The following is an 18,346-nucleotide window of genomic DNA, read 5'->3' as shown; positions in this document are numbered from 1 at the left end:
GGTGCTGCTCTCACGTTGCCATCACGAAAAGGCTTTCGCCGAACCACTCATCAACACCGGTCTTGGTGCCCTCGAGAAGGACAATGGCCGAGGTCGTGGAAGGTAGTCCGGTGAACACCGCGCTGAGACGCCGGCGCTTGGGTTTGTCGGGGTCCTGCCAGATGCTCACGGCCGTCGCCGTGTATTCGGTCGCGCCAATAAGCAGCCGCACGGTTGCGGTGTGCTGCGCATCGACCCACTGGTCGATCATCAGGTCCACCACGATGCGGTTGGTGCTGACGCCGAACTGGATCAGCTCGGTGCGCGCCCTGAGCAGACCTTGAGTACGGCCGACCTCGCTGCGCGCTGTGGCGCCCAGCAGCAACGCCGGCGAAAGGTCGGTAGTCCCGACCATCACCATCCTGAGCCGAATGCCCTCGGGTTGCGCGTAAAGCGTGTCCGCGTTCTCTGGCGTGATGTTGCGCCAAGGCTGATCATCGCCTGGAAGCTTAAACTGCCAGAGGGCTTGGGTGCCCTCGGGCGCCCACCCGGGAGTGATGAGCCGAACATAGGTCATACCGCCAGGCAGATTCAGGGGCTGGAACTCGATCTTCGTGCGGGTGCTCAAGAACTTGGCGCCCATCAGATCGAACTCGAAATCCTCCGTGATCGAGCCCTGCGCCCAGGCGCCGTCCGACATTTGGAACATCGAACCTTCGGCGAATTTGTTGTTCTCCACATAGGCGATCTGGTGATTGCCGGTGGTGACCATGAACCAGGCATAGCGCCGGCCGGGCTCCAGAAGGCTGGGCCGCAGTGGGAAGCGCACCTTTCCCGCTGCCAGGTTGGCGTGCAGCACGGTAGACCGATAGATAACCTTGTCGAGTTCGGGCTCGCCATCATCGGAGCATTCGCACACTACAAGATGCGCATCGCCTGAGCTGCCGACGCGGGTGAAGCGAAGACGAATAGCGGTCAAGATCTGCATCTGGCTGTTCAGCCAAGTTTGCCCATAAACGGACCCGTTGAGCCCAAACTCCTCGCTCACATAGTCCCAATAAGTCTCGGTCCAACTTGTGGTCGAAACTTTTTGGACGTCGTAGTTCTTGTGGCCGTCCGAACGCGGATCGGCATTCCAGTTGGCTGAGCGAGTGTTGGTTGAGAGACCTACAACCTTGAACGTCTCGCCCTTCACCGCCAGCTTCTTGCCAGCCTTTGCGGCCGTCCCGACCCGCTCCCAATCCTTGGTGTTTTCGCAAACAGTGACGATCGGGCCGTAAGAGGTAGAGGAGCGCGAAACCTCACGCTGCACGGCCCGCACCTCGGTGTGGACCAGCTGGCTCATATTCTTGGATTGCGTGCCGCCCTCAACCGAGAGTTTTACCACTTCCTCGTAGCGAGGGAGCAGCATGCCATCCACGACCACGATGTCGGAGTTAGCCGCGTCGTAGAGTTCCAGGCGGTCGTCCCGCAGTTGGACGAACTCGAAGCGGATACCTTCGGCCACACGCGCCACCCACATCGGGTGGTCGGTGTCCCATTTGTCGTTCACGAGGCCCGGATCATAGAGGTAGGCGCGAGGTTCGTTCTCGAGGATGCGCGTCTCCCGGCGCAAGGCGCTGATATCGAGCAGAGCCTGGGCAAAAACGTCCCGCCTGACGGCATCGCGCTGAGCAGCCGCTACGGCCGAGAGATCGGTACGCAGTGTTGCTACCGTCTGGACCAGTTCAGCGAACCGGAACTCAAGGATGGTCAGCCGGCCTTCGACTTCATAGAGCGAACGTACCCGATGAGCCGGGTGCATCTCGATGGCGGCGACGCTGGCGTTCGACAGCAGGACCCACGCAACAATGCATTCAGTCTCGGCAACGGTAGGCTTGAGCGGCGTCGGGCCGGGAATACCTGCCTGCACGATCCCCTCCATGGTGAAGTGCTCGGCAACTTCGACCTGCTGAACATCGGTCTCTTCGGTGTCCGCATCGATCAGGACCTGGCGCTGCTGCCGGATCACGTCGACCTTGCCGCGCAACAGCAGGGCAACCCAGACCGTGTCACCCGACACTTGAGTCAATCGCGGCTGCAGATCCACGTCTACGGGCTGGTCTAGGTCGTACACCTTGCCAGCGGCATAGAGCCGGCCAGGATTGATGCGAACCACAGTCGCTGCTGGTGCGGAGACGGTTACAGCCGCGTAGTGGTGCGGGTAGCCTGCAACGTCGGCCGCTAGATTGCCCACAGCCTCGATCGTGTTGAGCCCATGGGCAGAGTGGTCCTCCCCACTGTTGTAAACGTCATCGCGGATGATCTGGCGCTTCATCAGGTCCGGCCCAATCTATTTCGAGATAGGTATTGGCCGGCTCGCGTGGCGCTGCCGGCCGGAATGGCGTCGCCCGCGGTCAGCGGACGGTAATTGGCGAAGTCCACCAGGATCTCCGTCTCGGGAGCCTTGGCCTGCCGGAGTGCTTCCAGTGCTCGCTTCACCGGCTTGAAGTCCGCCGCTCGAGCGGGTCGACGTCCAACCGGGTGCCGGCCGACGCAATAGCCATGCTTGGGCGCAGCGGTTGCGGTCTTCACAAGATAGATCGCGCGAAATGCCGGATGCCCCAGCAGCACACGTCCAATGGGATATCGGCCGGTAAGAGGTCGATGTGGGTGCGACAGAGCATCGACTAGCTCAGCGTCGACATAGGCGAGCAAACGGGGCGGCGCTGCCCGTGCCCCAACAAGGCTTGCGAGCTTAGGCCAGTCGGCAATGATGGCGCGCTTGCGGTCTTGCGACCAATCCTCAAACCAGAGATCAACCGAGCGATGCGCTGCCAAGAACGGTAGGAAGCGCGAGGGCGTCCGTGCAGGATCCATAATCTCCCGGATCGGCACCGGAAGTTCGTCGGTCATTGCCTCGGCGGCTGCGCGTTCGAACGCTCCGGCATTGCTGTGGAGAAGCGCCGCACCCATCAGCGAACCTCAACCGCGATGTCGACCTCACCCAAAATTGGGACGGTGTAGGGGTCAGGTTCAATCACCACTGGGGCGAGATCCCGTACCTTGATCACCGATGGCCCGTAAGCCGCGCCTGACAGAAGGTCCGCCGGCACTTCGCCGCCAATCACCATGCGCTCGTCGGCGACTCTGCGCACCCGGGCTTCGGCTTCCGCTCGGACCAGTTCGGCATCCGGCCCCTTGGGCACTTCGATCACGAGCTTCACGGGATAGATCAGACGATGCGCGGCCAGGACATTGACTGCTACGGCCTCCGGCTGCACGTCCGGTGCGGTGACAGCCTTGCGCACAGCCGCCCTCTCCTCGCCCGTCGGCAAGCGTCCACCTGGGCCGATAATTACGACGTCACTGTCACCGCGGCGACCGTGGATGGCATAACCATTTACACGGGCATCGAGCATAGCGGGCCAGGCGGTCCACGCTTCCAAGAGGTAGCGGTCGCGCGTGCCAGCAGCGGGTCGGCCGAAACTCAACAGGTAGCGGCGCAGCAGTGCAGTGTCGCTCTCCAAAACGGCTGGAGCGCTTGTACTTGCCGGCACCACGACGAGGCGCTGGATGCCCTGCCCCGCTGCGATGTTTTCGAGATCGGCTCCATGGGCCAGCGGCGCGAGAACGGCGCTGATTGCCTCGTTGACGCGTTGGCGGTCGAGCAGCCGCAGATAGCTAAACACACGCTTGAGCACATTGGCTGGGCTGGCGGCAATCCGGGTGGCATCAAACACCGGCAAGGCGGGATTAGCCGACCGCTCTTCATCCCAGGCCAGCAGAAACCGATCGATGAACGCATTCTGCAAGGCATCAGCCGACAGGACTTCGATCGCTGCCGGTGGGGGCAGACGCGACAGATCAATGCTGGTGGTCATTGCAGCCTCTAAGTGTTGGCCGTCACGGCACGTCCACCGGCAAAGGCCAAGCCGAAGGTGCGCACACCCTCGACGGTGTTGTCGCCCAAATGAGCGCGAGGCCGCCAATCAACCTCGATGCGGAAACCAGCCCGGCCGAGCCGAACTTCATCAACGCTGCCGTTGAGATCGACGCGCCTGACCCGAAAGCGCGGCTCCCAAATATCAATCCCGGCGGCGAGGAGTGTGCGAAAGGCAGCAAATAGTGCCGGCACCATCAGCCGGCCGAGAAGTTCGACAAGCCCTGCCCCGAAGTGGCGCATCAGTATCATCTCGCCGATGCGGGTGGTGAAGATCACCTCAACCGACTGCAGGGCCGAGGCATAGTTATCGATGACCTCGCCTGTGTGTCGGTCGATATCAGCCATCAGTCTTTCGCCGGAGCCTTGGCCGGGCCGGCGAGCGAAATCCGCCCGAGGCCCAGATCATACTGCGCTTGAGCAGCGGTCAGCTCGACCTTGCGATCTTTCGGCGTCGGAGCGCCGTTCACCCAGGCGACGCCCGGCGCTACGTCGTAAGTCTTCTTGTCCATAATGTTCTCCTAGTCGACCGCCGAGACGATCGATGAACCTTCAACAATCGGCCAGAGGCCCGCGGAAGAGCCGGACCCGACATTGACCATGTCGCCAACGCGGGCGACTGCTGGGCCGCCCTCGCCCCCGAGCGAAACCTTGGGGGCATTGACCACGACGTGCGAGCCGGCGGTGATGTGTAGGACGCCGGCTTTGACCTCAATGCGGATGTCGGCGTCTTCAAATACGTTGGCTTCCATGTCGGTGTTCGGCGACGGATTGCCATCAGAGTACCCCGCGCGGAACACCAGACCCTGCCTGGGGTCGCCGGAGGGGTTCATGACCCCAACGATCTGGCCCTTCTTTAGGGGGATGCTGGTCTTGCCGGTTTCAGGATGCGGGTAAAACGGCGAGAGATACGGTTCCTCGTCGGTGCCACCGAGCCGCAGGCGGTATCCCTTCTGAGCGTCGACGACTTCGACCGACCCAACCTTCAGCGCATTGCCGAAGGCGGACTTCAGCATCTCCAGATCCGCCTTCAACCCTACCAGCTCGGCGAACATCAGGTTTACTCCGCAGGTTGTGGTCGGCGCTGTAAGTCGATCGTTGCGCCCTCCATCATCGGAGAGGCGCGTTCTTCGTCACCAGCAACAGGACCACGACCAAGGGCGAGCAATTCCGCTGCCGTCATGCCATGCCGGCGCTGTAGCGACTGCCAAGGTTCATTGGACCCCGCCAGCAGGGCGCGGATCGTTGCGGCCTGCTTCCGATAGGTGCTATCTGACGTCGCCTCCAAGGCAGCGAGGAACTGGGCGAAGGCAGCTTGGGGGTCCAGCTCCTCACCCGTCACGGGATCATCGGCAAGCCGAACAGAGATCCGCATCTGATGACCAGCAAGGCGCTGTCCATCATCAGCGTTGCGGGCACCCGCGTATTCGATCTTCACTACGTCATAGTGCAGGCCGCGATAGATCTCGGCCCATGGGTTGTCGGGGTCCGTAAGGGCGTCGGTGAGCTGTCGCTGCACAACATCCAGGAAGAACTCTTTCGTGCTGTCCGAAGCCGGCACCTGGATGCCCACAAGCGTAGCTTCGCCGGTATCTTGGTTGACTTCCGTCATGCCAAGCGACACGCCCATCTCGAAGACGATGTCACAGACGCCGTTCTCGATCAGGCTGCGACCGGTGACGCCCTCGGCTTTACCCTGGTCGGTGTAGACGCTGATAAACGGCTTTTCTTCATCCGTCCGCAGGGTCCCATCCGCTTGGATATCGAGTGCGCCGTTGGGGCTGTCGAGCACATTGTCGCCAACCAGCGTCCGGCCCTTCAGTGCCTCAACGGCAGCGATACGCAGCGCGATCCGGGTTAGGCTCATGTCTCGGATAACTCCAAAACTAGTCGGGCTTCGCCCCGATCATCCACGCGCTCGACGTTGAACCAAGGCTCAGCTTTACGAGACAGAGCCTTCACGCGGTCGCCGGTCCTGATTGCTGGCCCGGCATAAGCCGCTGCATTGATGTGCAGCTCGGCTTTGCCTGCCGCCAGTTGGGTGCGCCAGCTGGCTGCCCAACCACCGGCCATGTTCGTTTCATTGCCACCGCCGACCCTAAGCACCGCCTCGATGTCGACGGGCCCACGCGCCGGATCAACAACGCCGTTCTTGAGGAACGACAGGCGGACGGGTTCGGCAAACGCCTTGTCGACGCCCGCAAGAACCTGGTCGCGAGCATCGTGAAAGCGGGCGGCGAGGGGCATCAGGTAACCGGTTGCTGGGCGGCTTTCAGCGCCGCTAGGATTTCAGCCTTATTATCCGAGGCCTTGATCTGGACGCCGCGCTTTACGGCCTCCGCAACGAGCTCGTCCTTGCTCATGTCCTCAATGGGCTTGGGCCCATCCGGCACCGCAACCCTGGCCTTGTCCACGAGGGTCGCACCCGCGGCATCAGCATCGGCCGCCACCTTGTCGCTCACCTCACCAGCCCAGTTGCGCGGAATGGTGACCTTCTGGCCGGCATCGTTGAGGTATTCGAAGCGTTTTCTGAAACGACGGAACATGCTGGCCTCCTTACTGCCCAACAGTGAGCTTGATGATCACGCCGGGCTTGGTGCAGATCGGCAGCACGTTGGACTCCGTGTGAATTTCCTGGCCTTTTCCGTGCGGCAGATCGTCGGTTGAAACGAAGATCTTGTCGCCGGGGTTCGGCGCCTGGTTGGCGTTGGCGATCGTGTCGGGCGGCGCGCTGTACCGCTTGAAGTACGGAGTGCCGAGCGGCACCAGGATCGCTTCATCGTCGGCAACAGCTTCCTTGGTCAGGAAGGTGCCATCGGGCTGGCGATACTGGAATTCTTCGTCGATGCGCTCGAGGCGCATGCCCGCAAAGGTGAAGCTCTCCTCGACCTCTTCGCGGCCCGGATTGGTCCCGGCGTCGCGATAAGCCTTCAGGTTGTCGAGCACGTTCTGGTGGCCAACGTACTTGTCGAAGAATTCAGCGCCGGCGAGCACCACAGCACCGCGAGTTGCAGCACCACGAAGCTCCTTTCGCAGCAGCGCCTTGGCTTCCCGGTTCTTCGCGGCAATCCCGGTTGTGGGCGTATCTAGCGCGAAGTTGACCGTGTGTTGGATCAGTTCGAACTCGTCGTAGAGGTCAAGCAGGAGCTTGCCTTCGGCATCGAGGATCAGACCGTTCAGGGCGCCCCAGTCGAGGTGGTTCCAGGTGGCAGTGTGCTTGGACCGCATCGACCCGAGCTTTTCATTGTAGACACCAGCAAGGGTCTGGAACACGTAGTCCTCACCCCAGACCAGCAGGTTCTGCAGATCTGACGGCGTGATCGCATCATCCAGCGGAAAATGCGGGATGCTGATCATCAGGCCCTGGCGATCGCCACGCATATTGAGGTTGTTCTCACCGCCGCGCTCCCGAGCCGGGATGATGGTAATCTCGTCGTCGGTCAGGCCGAGGCGCACGTAAGTGGTTGCAATAGGCGTGTCGGCAAAAAGCCCCATCTGAGCCGGGCGACCGGTGTCATAGGGCGGGATATTGATGCTTTCCGTTAGGCGGTTGGGCGCGAACTCAGGCGCCTGCAGGTAGTCGAGCGGAGTGGGCATTGCTGGTTAAACTCCAGTGCGGGCAACAATGCCGCGGGTTTCGAGAGCAGCTAGAGCTGCAGCTTGCTGGGTGGCGTTGATGCCGGCCGGCCAGACCAGGGCCTGCAGCACGACCTGGGCCCGCCGCTTGAGGTTGACAACGGTCACGTCCTCGTCCGTTGCGTGGGCGTTCTGCAGGATAATGGCTGCGGCATTCTGCGTGCCGTCCGAAGCACCCGGCGCAAGTGGCGCAAACTTGCCGGTTGCAGCAACGAGCCCGAGTACGGTGCCGCAAACAACGACGCCCGACCCCGCAGCGAGCGTGTCATCATCGCGTGAGAACCGGTTCTTGCCCTCGTCCTTTACGACGTCGGAGTCGACCTTGTAGCTGTAGGTTTCCAGAGCCATTTGCCCCTCCTTACTTGATGCCGTTGCGGCGCTTCATGTCCGCGGCGAGATCGACGCGCATGGTGGATGGCTTGCCGCCACTGCCGTTCAGGCCCTCACCGTTGAGGCGGCGAGCCTCCAGAGTTGCGGCATCATCGTTGGCAGGCGCCGGCTTGTCCGATGCAGTCGGCTTGGGAGCCTTTGCGAGAATTGCAACCGCCGCTTCCGCGGCCATCTCCGTCTCATAGGCCAGGTGTTCGGCCTGATCTTCGCGGCCCTTGGCTTCGGGCGAGGTCATGATTGCCTTGATGCGGGCCTTGGTGTCGGCAGTGATCTGGGTCGTATCGACGGGCTTGTCCCCGCCGTCGTTCTTGTCCGACATGGTGTTCTCCGGTGTTGGACTTGGTGACGCGGCGGGTGCCGCCTTGCTGGTCGGAAGTGACCAATTCTTCTTGCTCGCAAGCGCGGTAAGGCGCTTCGGAGCATGGGCATAGGTGCGGTAGTCGAAGGCGGCCACGGCGTCGGCCTTGGTCTCGGTGGTGTCGTCAGCAAAGCCTTCGGCGATCGCCTGTTCGGGCGAATACCAGCGCTCGGCTTTCATGATCGCTCGGCACTCATCGGTGGTCTTGCCGGACTTCCCCGAGTAGACGCGGGCATAGGCCGTTGCCAGCGCTTCAAGCCCCTCGATGGTCTTGGCGTGGTCGTCCGATGTGCCCCAGGTCATTCCCGATGGATCGTGAATCATCATCACGGCGCCAGCGGACATCGTGACGGTGTCGCCTGCCATCGCGATCAGGGAGGCGGCAGAAGCGGCGATGCCCTCAACCACGATGTTGGTGGTGCCGGCTCGAGCCGACAGAAGGGCGTGGATCGCGGCGCCTTCAGATGCAATGCCGCCACCGGAGTTGACGTGAACATCCAGCTCGCTGTCGTCTTCTACCTGGGCCAGCGCCAGCACGACGTCAGACGAGGTGAACCCGTCCTCAAAGAAATAGTCGCCGACATAGCCGGAAAGCCGAAGCTTTCCGTCTTCAAGAATTGCAGCCATGTTTTGAACCTCAGTAGGGTCGTGTCATGCGGCCGCGGACGGCGTAGCGGGTGCGCTTTGGCTTCTCACCGCGACTGATCTGACACTGCTTCATCGCAGCGTTGAGCGCTGACTGAACATCCGACAGCTTGGCGTTGGCGTAGCGCATCATGTCGGCTCCGAAGCGAGCCTCGGTTACCATCTCGCCGGCGAGGATTGCCTCCTCGACCTTGCGAAGCTTGGCCGCCCGGGCGCACCAGTCCACCGCAAGCGGGTCGTCGCCTTCCACGCTCATACGTCACCTCGTGCCGGTTCACGGTTGCCTTCTGCGGCCATGCCGTTTTGACCGGCGCCTCCCTGCGAACGACCGAACGGGTGCGGGATGCCTTCCCCGGTGAGCAGCTTGATCTCGCGGCCGATCTGGGTTGCGTTCTCTTCCCAGTCTCGGCCCAGCAATGCAGCTTCGTCTGCGAGAGACGAGATGCCCAGTTCCAACCGGACCTTGGCCGCCATGGCGCTCTTGTAATCATCTGCACTGGGCTGTGCGGGGCCTTGCCACTCAGCCCACACGATCCGCTGCTTGTTGGCCGTGAAGACAGCTAGTCCGCCGCGCAGCGGGATGCGTCCTTCGGCAATTGCCTCCTCGAGCCATGCCTCATAGATGGCCTGAGCAAATGGCGCAGCGACACGTTCGCGCCGCCGTGTAACGATCGGCCAGATGGACGCAATGCCCATCCGTACGCTCGAGTAGGTGGCGTTGGTGAAGTCCATCGAAAAGGACTCGAAGGTCAGTCCCAGCCGCCGGGCCATCTCCCGCTGCAAGTTCTGCGAGAACGGGATGTACTGACTGCCCGGCGTTGACGCCGTGTGCATCTGGAATTCTTCCCCAGGGCCAAGATGGTTGATGCGCGCGGGGTCGGACATCGAGATGCCCTTCTCCTTGAGGGCACCAATCCGCATGCCCCAGACGTCGATCAGATCCTGCGCAATGCCGCCGACATGCTCAGCCCAAGGCATTGCAGCTTCGTTCCAGCCCGCCGGTGCCTCCGTATCCGCCAAGGTCTGGATGGCCTGGAAAGCTTCGTCGCTAGCCTCCGGGCTCTTGATGGTGGCAGCGAAAATGGTTTGCATCAAAGCCGTTGCCAGGGTGGCATCGGCTAGTTGGTCAGACTGGGCAATGACCTTGAGGATCGGCGCGAGCACCGAGATGCCTCGCGGGCTGCCCGGGTTCTCGCCCCGATCCATGACGTGAATGACGTCCTGAGCTCTGATCGGCGCATCCACCTCAATGCCCGTCTCACGACGGCGGAACAGGTACTGCAGTGCCCTGCCCCGTGTGTCGTGGTAGATGCCCTGATCCAGCCCCTCGAACTCGCGCGTAACCCGCGGTAGTCGGTGCGGAGCGACAAGGGACACCTTCGTGCCGGTCTCAAGGCCATATTGCCGGCGCTGCCCGCGGGTGAAGAAGTCGAGAACTCCAAAGGCCTCGCCATAAGCGAGATTGCTGCGCATCACCGCATCGAGCATCTCTGGCACCGTCATCTTGCCAGCTAGATCGCACTCGTGCCGGTTCCAAGCCCAGCGGCGCCATTCCGTTTCGACCAACGTGCACCAGTCGCTGCGTTGCTTTTCGGAATAGCCAAGGCCACGGAAATTCGGCCGGGCATTGAGCTTGAGCTCTGTCCCGATTGTGTCAGCGATGACCTGGTCGGCAGCTCCCGCCAACCATCCGCTGTTGTGCAGGAAGTCGATAGCCAGAGCCGAGGCCCGTTCGGCCGCTTCCCACACGTCGTGGCGCGCATCGCGAGTGACAGCCCGGCGCATGGCCAAGATGCCGGAACTATCACCCCGGAGATATCGAGCCGTTGCCTTGCGGATCGGCGCGGCGGGGAACGCAACGGCCCCCGCTTTCACGCGGACCCGCGGCTTGGTCTCGACCATCAGAGTTTCCTATCGATATGCGCTCCAACGGGTGCGCTGACGAGCTTTGCGAGCAGGTACCGCAGTGGCTTGGTCCGACGTGGTTTCGTCGCCTGAGCTTTCCAGCACCTCAGAGGCGGGCTCTGCCCTCGCCTGGGCTTCGGGTCGGGGCCTCACTGGTGTGGGGTCCAGACGGTTCGGCAAGGACAATCTCGCCGCTAGGGCCAGGACCAGGCAGTCCCAAGCTTCATTACGAGCACCGATGCTCTTGGGTACCCACATGCGGCGTGGGCGGTTTTTCACGTAGCTGACAACAGCATGTTCTGAAGTCAGCTGATCGAAATAGTCAGCGCTCAGCCCCACCATAGGGAAGTGGATAGCGCGAGCTGTCGGTCCGTTGGGATCCGGCACGATTGCGAGCCGGGACGAGATGTCGTCCTTCGCAGTGTCCACGCCCACAGTATAGGGCTTGTCGCCGCTGTTCTTGGTGCGACTAGGCGTCTTCGGCCAGATCATCCGCGGGTTCTTCGGATCGGTGTTGCCGCGTCCGACGGTTGCATATATCCGCCGACGCTTTCTATCGCGGCAGAACTTGTAGACCATCTCCGAACGGTGACCGGCGCTGTCGATGCACCCCGCTTGCGGCACCAGCACCTTGCCTTCGTCAGTCTCGCAGGGCTCGACAATCAACTGGTCGAACTGCCTCCAGACCTCCGGCTTCGATGTGTCGCCTGCCACTACTTCATGCCGAGCGACCCAACTCTCACCGTTGGGGCCCCAGGCGACGAACGTCACCTCGATGCGATCATCTTGCGTGTCGGCCCCGAAGGTGACGAGCTTGGCTTCGCTGGGCAGGGTCTCGTGGCTGTAAGGCTCGCACCGGTTGCGCAGAGCCGTGGGGTCGGCGACTTCCACCGTCTCGCTATGTGGTTCGCCGAGCACAAGGTTGACGAACGTTTTTAACTGCGACGGGTCCTTGTAGACCCGTAGATATTCTTCAACCAGATACCGCCAGGCCGCGTTCGGAAACAGGCTGTAAGCCGCCCAGATATGAAAGCCGGCATGTCCATGGAACGGCTTCTCCGCTACCCAGTTGCCTGCATCGATCATTCCCGGCTTGTCGTGTTCTTCGATGCGGCAGCCCTTGGCCTCACATCGGAAGTGGGCAGTCTCGGGCAGATGGTCTCCGGCTTCTGTCTTCTCCCAGCGCAGGTTCTCCCAACGCAGCACCTGCTCGTGACCACAGTGCGGGCACGGCACCCGGTACCGACGCTGGTCGCTGCTTTCCCACGACTTCTCGATACGGCTCACGCCTTTGACCGTGGGAGTGGAGCCCAAGATGGTTTTCCGGTTCCAGAAGCTCTCGGAGCGTTTTCGGCCCAGCGCGATCTGGTCGCCCTCGTTGCCGGCGCCCTGCTCTGGATAACCGTCCACTTCGTCAAATGCCACGATCCGCGCCGTTATGCGGCGGAAGCCGCCAGGACTGTTTGCCCCGACAAACGACACCGACGATCCGTTGCGGAACATTCGCTTCTGAATGCGCTGCTCGCTATCCTTCGCCTTCAGGTCGCCTGCGATGCCCGCCAGCACTGGCGTATCGCGCAGCATGGGCGCGATTTCCGTCCGGCTGTAATCCTCCGCGTCCTCCACCCGAGGCTGCACCACAAGCACCGGCGAAGGGTCCTGGTGGATGAAGAACCCCACCATGTTGTCGAGGATCTTCGTATAGCCCACCCGGGCCGACTTCATGACCGTGAGGTCCTTTACCGTCGGATCCGTCACCGCATCCATGATGCCGTTCTGGTAGGCAAAGGCGTGAAACTTGCCGGCCTCCGCGCTCGTCTCTGGAGACAAGTACGCGTACTCTTCCGCCCACTGGCTCAGCGTGAGGATTGGCGGCGGCTTAAGCGCCTCGGCTCTGGCCTTGCGAACGCGACTAAGAAGGTTGCTTGAGCCGACGCTTAACGGCCTCGTCGGCTTCGTCCAGATCGCCGTCTGCATCTCCATCGAACGCTAGTTCCTCGAGTGCGCTATTGACCTCACGATCTATCAGCGCCTTCACTTCCTCAGCCGATTTCATGACGGCGGCCCTAGGAGCAATGCGCGCGCCCAGGGCCAGCAGCTTGTTCCGCACCAGTTGGTATTCCGCCACGACGATGTTCACGACATCATCGATATCCACCACCGCGCCGGCAGCTCGGTCGAAGTCGATCTGGCGCAGCTTGGCTAGATAGTTTTCCTTCATCCGCTCGGCCTGCGCCTTCGAATGAAACGTTCGCCCATCGATGCTGATAGGCTGATCATCCGCGACCTTGGCCGCAGCTCTGTTGGTCGGACCCCGGACAATTAGCTTGTCCGAACTGTCCGACTGCTTGCCAGATCCCCTTCGCCACCCGCTGCCCACCAGTGCGGGGTCAATAGTCCCGTCGGCAAACGCCAGCAGATGGCCGCTTTTCACCTTACGGCGCACCAGGCTCTCGTCACAGCCCTCCCGCCGGGCGAACTCACTTTTGGAAACGCCCTGCCCCACGCGGACACCTTTTGATCACCTGCACCAAGACGGATTTTGCGGCGGCGCCACCGCATGGCCTAAAGACTGGTGGTACGATCCTTGAACCCGGGGGGGCCGCAGGGGATGCCTGCCCGTCTGCTCCTCACGCCACATAGGTGGCATTGCACGGGTTAAAGTTAACAAGACCTTACCGTTGCTCATAGGCTTCGCTGCACTATGATCGCTCCTAGATCCGATGGAGACGCAACCATGGACTGGCAGATCCTTATCGCTCTTGGCGTTAGCGCAGGTTCGTTCATCGCGTACTTCGCCCTGGGCGGCACTCCTACAACCGAGGCACAGCAGACCCGTAGACGGCAGATCCAGGGCTACAGCCCATTTGCAAACCGGGCTGCCACGCAACCAACAGCAGGCCGGTACAGGCAATCAGATACGGCAACGCTCACGTCATTGCGCCGCTAGTGAGCAGCTTGATCAGGCGCGCTGCCTCGCTTGGTAGCGTCTGCGTGGCTATCCGCTCGAATGCTGCTTTACTCTGGTCTTTCACCAGCTCCTTGGGGACAGCAGGCCCCCATAGGCTCTCGATGGCGTTGTTGCGGCCTGACTTCTCGCTGAACTTGCCGGTGTTCCTGAACACCTGCCCGCCGAGCTTCGCAACGATGAACGTGCTGCCGAATAAGCGCCGCTTACCCCATGGGCTAGCTGATACGCCTTTACGGGTCTGCCGTCCGCTGAAGTCCTTCAGAGGAATGTAACCGCCGCTGGATTCGATAGAGGTCTGGAGGTTGCTGCCCAATGCCGGCATGCGCCTCAGGTGCCCGTACTTGACGACCCTTGCCTGGGTTGCGCCCATCTGCTTGGCGACGGTGCGCTTGACCTCGGTGTAGACCTTCTTGCCCGTGGTGTTCAGCGCCATACGGTAGGCGCGAGTGGCTTTCGTGCTCCCCAAGGCTGCGACCGCGTCTTCGAACTTGGGCAGACCAGAGCCTTGAAAGGTGATGGTGATCGCGGTCATTGTGGTACTATCCCATATGGAACGGACGCCAGAAACGTGATCACCGCCTTAAGACCTCGTTAACGACCGAAGAGCACCGTCTCGGTATTCAGGAGAGTGTCCATGACAGCCCAGAAGCGAGATTATGAGCGGGAACACCGCATCGATCCGATGTGGGCACTTGATGAAGACGCGCGGCGGCTTGCCATAATCCGTCGGGCTGCGGCCGGTGCTCGCAAGGCGTTGAAGGCCGACGCTCAGCGTATCGACCGAATACGGCTCAGGAACAATCTGGCCGGTGCAGGCGGCGAGGTCCATTGATGATCCTTTCGCTGGCTGGCCGCGCGGCTCCTAAATAAGTCATGCTTCGATCTGCGACCGCTTGCGTTGTCCTTCTGTGCGCACCATGCGCGCAAGGAGAACGACATGCAGACGCGCCATGAACTTCTTTTCTACGCAAGTGAGAATGGCGACCGCTGGCTGCTGGACTGCGAAGACGATGTGCTGTCGGTAATGCACTACGCTAACGAACCATCGGGCGGCCGTGTGACTACCTATGACCTCGGTGCGTTCTTGGTGCAGGAGCGACACTCGGCTGAAAACCGGTCGCTTCGCCAGCTGATAGGAACGCTGCTCAATCCGTTAGCCGCCATTGATCCGGCCAGGACCGATAAGGACAAGGACACATCTACAGTGATCTCACCGAAGCCTGATGGCGACGATAAAGAGCACAGTGATCTGCCCGAGCTGAAGGACGTCGAGCCGGGCAGTGATGCCGATGCAACGCCGGTTCCAAAGGTCGGTGAGACCCCACCAAACCCCAATCAGAACGACAGCGACGCCGACGTAAGAGAGTGAAGTGAGCTGTAGATAAGTCCTGGTAATCAGACCAGGCCCGCTGCGGGCTTGTAGCCCGCAAGCGCATAAGCCTCATCCGCTGTCCTGCCCTCGCTACGGCTGACCACCCGGTGCGCAGGGTGCCCAGGACCGCCGCCCTGGAGGGATGATCGAGGTCATTACCAGATCGTTGGTGAACAGCCTCTCCCACAGCAGCACAGGAGCGGCTACCGTCGGTGTGTTCAACTTCTCGCACGGCTGGGTCTTTTCGCTAACCATGTGCGTTTGTCACTCTGGTAACGAATCGAAGCTACGCCGGCCCTCCGGAGGAATAATGACCGGTTCTATCGACCCCGAGATTGCGGACGCTATTCTGCACGCCCGCATACTGCGACTTCAGACTGCCCGCGAAGCTTTTGAGCGTTTTATAGGGCGACCCGCGACAGAGGAAGAATGGTTGAAGGTAGAAGGCACCTGGACATTCCATGCCGCAAGAGCGGATGGAGACCTGCTCACACTTAGCCGAGCCTTCCGGATCGCTAAGCGGAACCGTTAAAGGCGGCCTTTCAGCCCCTCAAAATGCACGAAAACTAGTTCTCAGGCCGGAGATGAATATCAGGCGCTCGCGCTGCCAGCGGCGCCATACCCGCGCGCAGCAGTTGTAGGGCGCCGCTGGATTGCTTGCCTCAGTGGGGTTCGAGGGTGGTAAGGTCGGCCGTGATGGAGGACCGAATGGCTGAGAATCCGAAGATTAGCGTCGCAGTGCCGCCCGCCTGGTCGAGAGCAGCAATAATGAAGGGGGAGCCTGCAAGTGCCTTGTCTAACCTTCTCGGCTCCCGCTTCCCCGCCTACGACATTTCCACTGGTGGAATTACGCAGGACTCGGAAACGGTTTCGATTTTCCAGATGTTTGAGGCTACGGGCGAACCCGACCCGAACGACCTACTCCCGAACACCGAGTTGGATGCAATAGAGGAGGTGGTGACTGAGTATTACCGGATGTTCTTCCGGACACCCCGCTAGTCTCTGGCACCTACCAAGCTTCCTTGGATGGAGGCGGTGAGCGTACCGCGCAATCGTGAATTCGCCTCAGCATATTTCTGCTGACAACTCTGTCCGTATGCCAGCTTGCAAGTTCGAGAATCGCCTCAATGCGCTTCAGCTAGAAACAACGAAGCCCCAGCACTGGCCGGGGCTTTAGAGGAGCGTCTGTGCTTGGACCGTACGCTACGAGAGAAGCTTCAGGTTGACGGCAGACTCTTTGCCATCCCGCCCAGATTCCACATCGTAACTCACCTTGTCACCTTCGTAGAGGCCCTGGAGTCCCGACTGCTGAACGGCGGAGATGTGTACAAAGGAGTCCTTCCCGCCGCCGTCAGGCGAGATAAAGCCGAAACCTTTGGTAGTATTGAAGAACTTAACGGTGCCGGTAGTAGCCATTTGCTTATCTGCCAGTTGCGCCGGCGTGGAATATGGCCGGGCTAGTTCCTAAGGGCACATGCCGGTAGGTGCCTGACCTTCGCGCAGTACTGAATTGTTGTCAAACCGCGAAGCGCAAAAGGCCACCATGACGACGTCCCGCTAAAGCGAGCACCATGGCATTGAGATCGACTATTGCCCTGAGCGCCAGGGTGCTTGGTACCAATGGTTGAAGGCTTACGGGGATCGTGTGATCTCCGATCAATTCAGCTGCGATAATGAAACCGCGACTATGGTATAGGCCATGGCAGAAGGATTCTGCCGATGCTTGACGACATCCTATTTGCTGGCGATTGGCGAGACATTCCTGTGGATGCGACGGAGATGTCTGTCGTATCGGCATCACTACTGCAGGGCAGCGGGTTGGCGACCATCGGCAAAGTGGCTGACGCTTCGGATGAAGCGCTCCTGTCGATCTCGACACTTGACCGAACACGCCTTGCTGAGATTCGCGAAGTGATCCGTGAGTGTCAGAGTGGCGACTACGTCCCGCCTCAATGGATGGTTGAATAGATCAACGCCGTACGCCCAACGAGCTTTGCTCGTTGACCTCACACTTGCCCATCAGGAATGCCCAGATATGACAACACGTAACCTTTTGATCGCCTTGATCGCAGCTGTCCTGATTGTCGGTGGCTTCTTTGCCTACCAGGCCTATCAGCGGGACCAGAACACTGTAGACATCAGCGTCGGCCCCAACGGGATCAGAGTGGATTAAGATACCGAATCTGCAACAGGGGTGGAGGCGCGGCGGGTTCCGGGCCGCAATCCTCTGAGGCAGGTTTTTCAATCTACCGTTGTTGACCCCTTTATCGGGTGATTTTGCCTCACGCGTCCAGAAGGTCAGGCGAGTCCGTGGGGAACTGGAGAGTCCGTCTGTTCCGGCCGATCACCAGGCGGCTATGCCCGCCCGATTGAGCCGTTCAGCAATCAAATATGCACCTCGGCTAACGCGCCGATCAAAGGTCGCCTTGCTCCAACCTTCACCCAAGAGCAGGCAAAGCACCTCGACGCTCTTCCGGGGCTTGCCATAAGTTTTCCCCACCTCGCGCCATACCCATAGCTCCAGCGCCATGCGCTCGGGGCTATGGCCGAGCATCTGCAGCCATGCGGGTGCGTCTTTGCTGCCGAACAACGCTGCATCGCTCCGAGTTATCTGCGCTGAGGTAACCTGCGGGCGCGCGCCGCGGCCCTGCTCGTTCGTCCCTGCCCTGCGCTGCTCCCAGATATCCAGGTCGTCATAGATCGGCAGGAATGCCGCCTTGGGCGACTTCGGGCCCCAATGGCCAGCTGTGCGCTCGCACACTAGGTAGGCATCAACCAGGGCCTCTTTAACGCTCTTGTAGGTCCAGAGCTCAACATCCGCATCAATCATAGATCCAGGCCCTCCTTGACGACGCTGCGGAATGTGCCGCGCTCACGCGCACCCGCAACGAGGAACTGGCGGCAGTATTCCTCCTGCCCAAGGCCCTCCTGAGCCGCTCGGGAGGCGATCGTTGCCCGGTCCCGCAGCTTCATGGGGATCACGATAAACCCGTCGGCTTTCCTCCCCCACGCCGGTAGTCCCCACCGTTGAGCCATCTTCCGCACAGTGGCATCTGAGGTTCCATCGGCAAGAGCCTCGGCGATGGCCGGCGCCGAGTACCCGCGACCGAGCAAGAAGCCCACCATGGCTGCCCATGAGTTGGTTCGCTGCTCCACATACGCGCTGCC

General features: G+C 61.1%; 25 protein-coding genes. 5 read left to right on the top strand and 20 right to left on the bottom strand.

Annotated features, from left to right (window positions below):
• Positions 1-10: 10 nt before the first annotated feature.
• The 17 genes from HRU92_RS05155 to HRU92_RS05075 all read right to left on the bottom strand — a co-directional run bounded on the left by HRU92_RS05155 (position 11) and on the right by HRU92_RS05075 (position 14,338).
• Positions 11-2,296, bottom strand: a complete 2,286-nt coding sequence (locus HRU92_RS05155; protein ID WP_173087710.1) for a hypothetical protein — start codon at positions 2,294-2,296, stop codon at positions 11-13.
• A complete protein-coding gene (locus HRU92_RS05150) occupies positions 2,296-2,934 on the bottom strand; it encodes a phage tail protein I (protein WP_173087708.1) in 639 nt (212 codons plus the stop codon). Before HRU92_RS05150 ends, HRU92_RS05155 begins: the two co-directional genes overlap by 1 nt.
• Positions 2,934-3,842, bottom strand: a complete 909-nt coding sequence (locus tag HRU92_RS05145) for a baseplate J/gp47 family protein (protein ID WP_173087706.1) — start codon at positions 3,840-3,842, stop codon at positions 2,934-2,936. Before HRU92_RS05145 ends, HRU92_RS05150 begins: the two co-directional genes overlap by 1 nt.
• A gap of 8 nt (positions 3,843-3,850) precedes the next feature.
• The gene (locus HRU92_RS05140) at positions 3,851-4,249 is read right to left on the bottom strand and encodes a GPW/gp25 family protein (protein ID WP_173087704.1); all 399 of its coding nucleotides are present in this window, start codon (positions 4,247-4,249) and stop codon (positions 3,851-3,853) included.
• Positions 4,249-4,413 (bottom strand): hypothetical protein, encoded by a 165-nt coding sequence (locus HRU92_RS05135; RefSeq protein ID WP_173087702.1) that lies wholly within the window; start codon positions 4,411-4,413, stop codon positions 4,249-4,251. Before HRU92_RS05135 ends, HRU92_RS05140 begins: the two co-directional genes overlap by 1 nt.
• 9 nt (positions 4,414-4,422) lie before the next feature.
• On the bottom strand, positions 4,423-4,956 hold the full coding sequence (locus tag HRU92_RS05130; protein WP_173087701.1) for a baseplate assembly protein: 534 nt from the start codon (positions 4,954-4,956) through the stop codon (positions 4,423-4,425).
• Between the two features lie 5 nt (positions 4,957-4,961).
• Complete coding sequence (locus HRU92_RS05125; protein ID WP_173087699.1) at positions 4,962-5,768, bottom strand: hypothetical protein; 807 nt, start codon at positions 5,766-5,768, stop codon at positions 4,962-4,964.
• Positions 5,765-6,148: a hypothetical protein gene (locus tag HRU92_RS05120; RefSeq protein WP_173087697.1), complete on the bottom strand. Its 384-nt coding sequence runs from the start codon at positions 6,146-6,148 to the stop codon at positions 5,765-5,767. The genes HRU92_RS05125 and HRU92_RS05120 overlap by 4 nt, the downstream gene beginning before the upstream one ends.
• Positions 6,148-6,447: a hypothetical protein gene (locus tag HRU92_RS05115; RefSeq protein WP_173087695.1), complete on the bottom strand. Its 300-nt coding sequence runs from the start codon at positions 6,445-6,447 to the stop codon at positions 6,148-6,150. The genes HRU92_RS05120 and HRU92_RS05115 overlap by 1 nt, the downstream gene beginning before the upstream one ends.
• A 10-nt stretch (positions 6,448-6,457) precedes the next feature.
• On the bottom strand, positions 6,458-7,498 hold the full coding sequence (locus HRU92_RS05110) for a major capsid protein (RefSeq protein ID WP_173087693.1): 1,041 nt from the start codon (positions 7,496-7,498) through the stop codon (positions 6,458-6,460).
• Positions 7,499-7,504: 6 nt separating this feature from the next.
• Positions 7,505-7,885, bottom strand: a complete 381-nt coding sequence (locus HRU92_RS05105) for a head decoration protein (RefSeq protein ID WP_173087691.1) — start codon at positions 7,883-7,885, stop codon at positions 7,505-7,507.
• A gap of 10 nt (positions 7,886-7,895) precedes the next feature.
• Positions 7,896-8,912 carry a head maturation protease, ClpP-related gene (locus tag HRU92_RS05100; protein ID WP_173087689.1) on the bottom strand — a complete coding sequence of 339 codons (1,017 nt, stop codon included), beginning with the start codon at positions 8,910-8,912 and terminating at the stop codon, positions 7,896-7,898.
• A 10-nt stretch (positions 8,913-8,922) separates the two neighbouring features.
• The gene (locus HRU92_RS05095) at positions 8,923-9,186 is read right to left on the bottom strand and encodes a hypothetical protein (RefSeq protein WP_173087687.1); all 264 of its coding nucleotides are present in this window, start codon (positions 9,184-9,186) and stop codon (positions 8,923-8,925) included.
• Positions 9,183-10,832 carry a phage portal protein gene (locus HRU92_RS05090; protein ID WP_173087685.1) on the bottom strand — a complete coding sequence of 550 codons (1,650 nt, stop codon included), beginning with the start codon at positions 10,830-10,832 and terminating at the stop codon, positions 9,183-9,185. Before HRU92_RS05090 ends, HRU92_RS05095 begins: the two co-directional genes overlap by 4 nt.
• Positions 10,833-10,841: 9 nt before the next feature.
• On the bottom strand, positions 10,842-12,818 hold the full coding sequence (locus HRU92_RS05085; protein WP_173087683.1) for a phage terminase large subunit family protein: 1,977 nt from the start codon (positions 12,816-12,818) through the stop codon (positions 10,842-10,844).
• Entirely contained in the window at positions 12,748-13,341 is a 594-nt protein-coding gene (locus HRU92_RS05080) for a hypothetical protein (RefSeq protein ID WP_173087681.1), read from the bottom strand. The genes HRU92_RS05085 and HRU92_RS05080 overlap by 71 nt, the downstream gene beginning before the upstream one ends.
• A gap of 424 nt (positions 13,342-13,765) precedes the next feature.
• Positions 13,766-14,338 carry a hypothetical protein gene (locus tag HRU92_RS05075; protein WP_173087679.1) on the bottom strand — a complete coding sequence of 191 codons (573 nt, stop codon included), beginning with the start codon at positions 14,336-14,338 and terminating at the stop codon, positions 13,766-13,768.
• 102 nt (positions 14,339-14,440) lie between these two features.
• On the opposite strand from HRU92_RS05075, the gene HRU92_RS05070 reads away from it, so the two are divergent.
• The 3 genes from HRU92_RS05070 to HRU92_RS05060 all read left to right on the top strand — a co-directional run bounded on the left by HRU92_RS05070 (position 14,441) and on the right by HRU92_RS05060 (position 16,177).
• Positions 14,441-14,638, top strand: a complete 198-nt coding sequence (locus tag HRU92_RS05070) for a hypothetical protein (protein WP_173087677.1) — start codon at positions 14,441-14,443, stop codon at positions 14,636-14,638.
• Positions 14,639-14,743: 105 nt separating this feature from the next.
• The gene (locus tag HRU92_RS05065; RefSeq protein WP_173087675.1) at positions 14,744-15,175 is read left to right on the top strand and encodes a hypothetical protein; all 432 of its coding nucleotides are present in this window, start codon (positions 14,744-14,746) and stop codon (positions 15,173-15,175) included.
• A gap of 711 nt (positions 15,176-15,886) precedes the next feature.
• The gene (locus HRU92_RS05060) at positions 15,887-16,177 is read left to right on the top strand and encodes a hypothetical protein (RefSeq protein WP_173087673.1); all 291 of its coding nucleotides are present in this window, start codon (positions 15,887-15,889) and stop codon (positions 16,175-16,177) included.
• A 204-nt stretch (positions 16,178-16,381) separates the two neighbouring features.
• Here the strand turns inward: HRU92_RS05060 and HRU92_RS05055 are convergent, their stop codons facing one another.
• Positions 16,382-16,594, bottom strand: a complete 213-nt coding sequence (locus HRU92_RS05055; RefSeq protein WP_172123201.1) for a cold-shock protein — start codon at positions 16,592-16,594, stop codon at positions 16,382-16,384.
• A gap of 303 nt (positions 16,595-16,897) precedes the next feature.
• Between HRU92_RS05055 and HRU92_RS05050 the strand changes: the two genes are divergently transcribed.
• Entirely contained in the window at positions 16,898-17,146 is a 249-nt protein-coding gene (locus HRU92_RS05050) for a hypothetical protein (RefSeq protein ID WP_172123200.1), read from the top strand.
• Positions 17,147-17,213: 67 nt separating this feature from the next.
• Positions 17,214-17,351, top strand: coding sequence for a hypothetical protein (locus tag HRU92_RS05045; RefSeq protein ID WP_173087671.1), 138 nt, complete (start codon positions 17,214-17,216; stop codon positions 17,349-17,351).
• 171 nt (positions 17,352-17,522) lie between these two features.
• Here HRU92_RS05045 and HRU92_RS05040 read toward each other — a convergent pair whose 3' ends face one another.
• Both HRU92_RS05040 and HRU92_RS05035 read right to left on the bottom strand, forming a co-directional pair.
• The gene (locus HRU92_RS05040; RefSeq protein ID WP_173087669.1) at positions 17,523-18,008 is read right to left on the bottom strand and encodes a hypothetical protein; all 486 of its coding nucleotides are present in this window, start codon (positions 18,006-18,008) and stop codon (positions 17,523-17,525) included.
• The gene (locus HRU92_RS05035; RefSeq protein WP_173087667.1) at positions 18,005-18,151 is read right to left on the bottom strand and encodes a hypothetical protein; all 147 of its coding nucleotides are present in this window, start codon (positions 18,149-18,151) and stop codon (positions 18,005-18,007) included. Before HRU92_RS05035 ends, HRU92_RS05040 begins: the two co-directional genes overlap by 4 nt.
• Between the last annotated feature and the right edge of the window lie 195 nt (positions 18,152-18,346).

Source organism: Devosia sp. 1635 (assembly GCF_013185955.1).
Lineage (GTDB): Bacteria > Pseudomonadota > Alphaproteobacteria > Rhizobiales > Devosiaceae > Devosia.
The sequence above is the reverse complement of the archived record's forward strand: the minus strand, read 5'-3'. Positions and strand labels throughout refer to the sequence as shown.

Bases quoted from the DNA above. Each gene is read 5' to 3' on its own strand.
- HRU92_RS05155 (WP_173087710.1), bottom strand. From the start codon at position 2,296: ATGAAGCGCCAGATCATCCGCGATGACGTTTACAACAGTGGGGAGGAC.
- HRU92_RS05150 (WP_173087708.1), bottom strand. From the start codon at position 2,934: ATGGGTGCGGCGCTTCTCCACAGCAATGCCGGAGCGTTCGAACGCGCA.
- HRU92_RS05145 (WP_173087706.1), bottom strand. From the start codon at position 3,842: ATGACCACCAGCATTGATCTGTCGCGTCTGCCCCCACCGGCAGCGATC.
- HRU92_RS05140 (WP_173087704.1), bottom strand. From the start codon at position 4,249: ATGGCTGATATCGACCGACACACAGGCGAGGTCATCGATAACTATGCC.
- HRU92_RS05135 (WP_173087702.1), bottom strand. From the start codon at position 4,413: ATGGACAAGAAGACTTACGACGTAGCGCCGGGCGTCGCCTGGGTGAAC.
- HRU92_RS05130 (WP_173087701.1), bottom strand. From the start codon at position 4,956: ATGTTCGCCGAGCTGGTAGGGTTGAAGGCGGATCTGGAGATGCTGAAG.
- HRU92_RS05125 (WP_173087699.1), bottom strand. From the start codon at position 5,768: ATGAGCCTAACCCGGATCGCGCTGCGTATCGCTGCCGTTGAGGCACTG.
- HRU92_RS05120 (WP_173087697.1), bottom strand. From the start codon at position 6,148: ATGCCCCTCGCCGCCCGCTTTCACGATGCTCGCGACCAGGTTCTTGCG.
- HRU92_RS05115 (WP_173087695.1), bottom strand. From the start codon at position 6,447: ATGTTCCGTCGTTTCAGAAAACGCTTCGAATACCTCAACGATGCCGGC.
- HRU92_RS05110 (WP_173087693.1), bottom strand. From the start codon at position 7,498: ATGCCCACTCCGCTCGACTACCTGCAGGCGCCTGAGTTCGCGCCCAAC.
- HRU92_RS05105 (WP_173087691.1), bottom strand. From the start codon at position 7,885: ATGGCTCTGGAAACCTACAGCTACAAGGTCGACTCCGACGTCGTAAAG.
- HRU92_RS05100 (WP_173087689.1), bottom strand. From the start codon at position 8,912: ATGGCTGCAATTCTTGAAGACGGAAAGCTTCGGCTTTCCGGCTATGTC.
- HRU92_RS05095 (WP_173087687.1), bottom strand. From the start codon at position 9,186: ATGAGCGTGGAAGGCGACGACCCGCTTGCGGTGGACTGGTGCGCCCGG.
- HRU92_RS05090 (WP_173087685.1), bottom strand. From the start codon at position 10,832: ATGGTCGAGACCAAGCCGCGGGTCCGCGTGAAAGCGGGGGCCGTTGCG.
- HRU92_RS05085 (WP_173087683.1), bottom strand. From the start codon at position 12,818: ATGGAGATGCAGACGGCGATCTGGACGAAGCCGACGAGGCCGTTAAGC.
- HRU92_RS05075 (WP_173087679.1), bottom strand. From the start codon at position 14,338: ATGACCGCGATCACCATCACCTTTCAAGGCTCTGGTCTGCCCAAGTTC.
- HRU92_RS05070 (WP_173087677.1), top strand. From the start codon at position 14,441: ATGACAGCCCAGAAGCGAGATTATGAGCGGGAACACCGCATCGATCCG.
- HRU92_RS05065 (WP_173087675.1), top strand. From the start codon at position 14,744: ATGCAGACGCGCCATGAACTTCTTTTCTACGCAAGTGAGAATGGCGAC.
- HRU92_RS05060 (WP_173087673.1), top strand. From the start codon at position 15,887: ATGGCTGAGAATCCGAAGATTAGCGTCGCAGTGCCGCCCGCCTGGTCG.
- HRU92_RS05055 (WP_172123201.1), bottom strand. From the start codon at position 16,594: ATGGCTACTACCGGCACCGTTAAGTTCTTCAATACTACCAAAGGTTTC.
- HRU92_RS05050 (WP_172123200.1), top strand. From the start codon at position 16,898: ATGCTTGACGACATCCTATTTGCTGGCGATTGGCGAGACATTCCTGTG.
- HRU92_RS05045 (WP_173087671.1), top strand. From the start codon at position 17,214: ATGACAACACGTAACCTTTTGATCGCCTTGATCGCAGCTGTCCTGATT.
- HRU92_RS05040 (WP_173087669.1), bottom strand. From the start codon at position 18,008: ATGATTGATGCGGATGTTGAGCTCTGGACCTACAAGAGCGTTAAAGAG.
- HRU92_RS05035 (WP_173087667.1), bottom strand. From the start codon at position 18,151: ATGAAGCTGCGGGACCGGGCAACGATCGCCTCCCGAGCGGCTCAGGAG.